The following is a 3,368-nucleotide window of genomic DNA, read 5'->3' on the forward strand; positions in this document are numbered from 1 at the left end:
ATAGCCGCATCGAAGACCTCATGCCGTGGCGATTCCGCAAAACGTCAAGCCAGCCTCAATAGGGTTGCGGCTAAGCGCTTACGTCGTTTGGTGGATGAGTGGGACCCATCCGTGCGTGGTGCGCGACATCAGCGCCCTGGGAGCCTGCATCTCCACGCCGTACTACATATTCGCCAGCGAATTTGCGCTATCGTTCGACGAACATTCCGAAACCTTCACCTGCCGCCTCATGTGGAGAAGGAGACACTTTGCGGGGTGTGCTTCCTCCTGCGCCGCAGCTCGCCGAAGTTGGCGAATGACGTGGTGCGGCTTGACCACCAATGATGTGCTGCCGACTCTGAGCATCCTTAAGCTCATGTGTCGACATAATTCCTCGCGTGCGCTGAGAGGCGATCGGGCGGCCGTTTTGGGCGACAAAGTCGAGCCCCTCCACAAGGTCCGCTGATTGAGGGATGGCAGACCAGATCAACTCACGTTCAGTTCTTCGCGTTTTGACCCGAAGCGGTCATGTTGCGATTTTGGGAGGAAGCATCTCAACGTTCGCATCACGCTGCAAATCGTGTCACCGCGTGAAGTTCGCAGCTTGATCGCCTCCCGGAAGAGAAGACGTGGAGGCTGGCCGTTGGCAGCCTTCTCCCGAATTTTGCCTGCTCGCCTCTCTGGCCAACAAGTTTCCTCAAGTCTTCAAATCAATCGTGGCTGCCTGGGTTTGATCCTGATTGAGTTCAGCAGCGTTGCGGCGGCGATCATCAGCAGGATGCCGGCGAGGCTGAGCGCGATCTGCATCGCAAGACCATTCGAGATGTCGGCCAGCGCTATTTGGCTGGCGAGCGCCAGCAGAACACCGAGACAATAGATTGCCAGCGAATTCTCCCCACAGCGGATCGCTGCGCGCATCAGCGGCATCGGCAGTCCTTGCCAATCGCGGGGTACGAGCCATACCGCCAAAATCGCAAGCGCTAAAAAATGCAGCAACCGCAAGGGAGCGAGATCCGATTTGTCGACTTGGTAAACCACACTGGCGAGCGCTTGTGGGACCAGATCTTCCAGGGTCGTGAGCCACCAACTCAATGCGACGATCAGGCTAAAAGTCAGATAGAGAACTGCAAGTACAAGCGCGATGCGACAGGTCATCCAGGGCCAGACTCCCTTGCCCGCAATGACACACCAGGCGCCGAGCACAACCAGCAGCTGCCAAGCCAGCGGGTTGAAGAACCACACGTTGTTGGGCCAGGCCGGGACGGTCCAGCCGAAGACGTGTACCAGCGCATAAAGCAAGAGCGACGCGCCGAGTGTCACGTTCGGCACTCGCAACAGCAACCACAATAGTGGTGCAAACAAAAGATGATAAACCACGAAAATCGGCAAGACGTCGGTATTGACCGGACGGTATTGCAGGATCGCCGCATGCGCGAGCGCCGCACCCGGATGTTCCAGCAAAAGGCGCGTGTTGCTCTCGTCGGCGATCCGGCCACCGCCGGTTAGGTAGACCATGATGGCGCAAGCTATAGTGAGCAATAGAAATGCAGCATAAATGTCCCAGCTTCGCCACAGCGTACGGGTGATGACGCCGGGCCAGCCATCGCGCGAATGTGCGCTGCCGTAAGCCAGTGCGCAGGTCACACCCGAGACGAACATGAATACTTCCGCGCTATCACTGAAGCCGTAGTTCCGCAGCGTCAGCCAGCTTCCGATGTTGTTGGGGAAATGATTCAAAAAGATGCACCAGAGCGCGAGGCCGCGGCAAGCATCGATGCGTAGGTCGCGGCCTAGCCCTTTCGGCTCCGGCCGCGGGCCCGCCAATGGCATCGCAGGCGCCGCGAGCAACTCGGGTTCGGGCTTCGGATGCAGTCCGCGCAACGCGTTTCGCTCGATCTCCGCCAGCATCCGGCGACTGTCAATGTTCAGCGCAGTCCGATGCTTGTCGAGGTGGGCCGGCGCGTCACTAACGGGATACGATCGCATCGGCTCCCGCGCATCGGACAGATCGATCGAACTGATCGCCACCATCTCGACGAAAGAGCTGCGCGGCGGCGGCGCAGGCACCATCATCATGGTGGCGACGGACCGAAAGGACGGAAATGATAATCCTTCCATTCCTTCCATTAATTCTTCGTCGGTAATCACTTCATAGGAGCCAGCCGGTAGTATCCGCTCGAAGCTTGTGATCCGAAATGGGTGCTCGAACTCCACCGTTTCACGTCGTGATCGGGTAATCGTCATGATCATCCTCGCATGTTGGCGAGGACGCGCCGGGACAGCGGATAACAGCTGGCATAAAGAGGCGATCTCGCAGGTGCTGAACGCACAATGACGGGGCTATTCAGCACCTCGGGCGAAAGCGATTCCACTGCAAACCGAAACCGGAAACTCCGCCTCAGAGCCATGCGCGTCCGGATTAATTGTTATCGAATATTCGCTGCCGTCCCGGCAGCCAATGCGCCAAGCATCGACCCCAGATTCGGTGCCGCCTTGATACATGGTCCGAACAACAGCTCCACAGGCCTGCTTTCTATTCTTCAAAACGGACGTCCAGAAAGCGAGATGCTTAGCCTGATCCAGTGCAAGTATCCTCATCGACCTTTTGTTAGCGGCGTGGGCCGTTCTGAAAGGCTCGGCAGCTACGACCTCGGGTGGCATGGCTGTTGTTGCAGTGGCAGCCGCCCTTCTAAAATGCAGATCGGCATCCAGAACAAACCATAGGACGGTGAAGCTCGCGACAGCCACCAGAGAGAGAATAGGCGATCGCTTCATCATGTCTCTCCCTCCCAGAGATCGAGACATTGCGGCCATCGCGGCGTCGCGAGGCCCGAGAAACCTAACGAAATATGGTACGTCGTGAACGGCGCTGATCGCTGCAACCGCCCAGGAACTGAGCCCTACCCTTCGATGAGCAGTGGCACAGCGGGGAGTGCAGCAGCGGCAGCGGGTTCAAGCAGCGGCACTGACCTGTCGCGAAAAGATGTCAAGCTGGCTGACTGATACGTTTAAAGCCGCGTCAGCTCGGCTCGAACCTTGCGTGTCACTGCGTGCCGAGCGGCGAGCCTGGCAGCGCACTAGATGTCCGATTCGGGCACACGTTTACCTAGTCGACTGGAAGAGCATGATCTGATCAACGGCAAACACAACTCACGATTTATGAACGCGCGGAGGTTTCACACAACCGCTGAGGCATAGAAGGGCAACGGCGCGCGAGACGGACTCAGATCGCATGACGCGCAGCGCGAGATAAATGTCTCTTCCTGGCCCATAGCCGACCTGTCGGGAGCAGGCCGGTCGAGGACCGCTTGTGACCCCAATTCAGACATCGGCCTCCCTCTCCCTCTCCCTCTCCCTCTCCCTCTCTCTCTCTCTCTCTCTCTCTCTCT

2 protein-coding genes are annotated in these 3,368 nt (G+C 58.3%); both read right to left on the reverse strand.

Annotated features, from left to right (window positions below; all coding sequences use genetic code 11):
* Positions 1 to 684: 684 nt before the first annotated feature.
* The gene (locus tag IVB32_RS17785) at positions 685 to 2,223 is read right to left on the reverse strand and encodes an OpgC domain-containing protein (RefSeq protein ID WP_247371377.1); all 1,539 of its coding nucleotides are present in this window, start codon (positions 2,221 to 2,223) and stop codon (positions 685 to 687) included.
* A 96-nt stretch (positions 2,224 to 2,319) separates the two neighbouring features.
* Positions 2,320 to 2,757, reverse strand: a complete 438-nt coding sequence (locus IVB32_RS17790; protein ID WP_085349975.1) for a hypothetical protein — start codon at positions 2,755 to 2,757, stop codon at positions 2,320 to 2,322.
* Positions 2,758 to 3,368 lie beyond the last annotated feature (611 nt).

Source organism: Bradyrhizobium sp. 23 (genome assembly GCF_023073295.1).
Classification (GTDB): domain Bacteria; phylum Pseudomonadota; class Alphaproteobacteria; order Rhizobiales; family Xanthobacteraceae; genus Bradyrhizobium; species Bradyrhizobium canariense_D.

What these genes read in the sequence shown, in the direction of transcription:
- IVB32_RS17785 (WP_247371377.1), bottom strand. Translation starts at nt 2,223, where the DNA reads ATGACGATTACCCGATCACGACGTGAAACGGTGGAGTTCGAGCACCCA.
- IVB32_RS17790 (WP_085349975.1), bottom strand. Translation starts at nt 2,757, where the DNA reads ATGATGAAGCGATCGCCTATTCTCTCTCTGGTGGCTGTCGCGAGCTTC.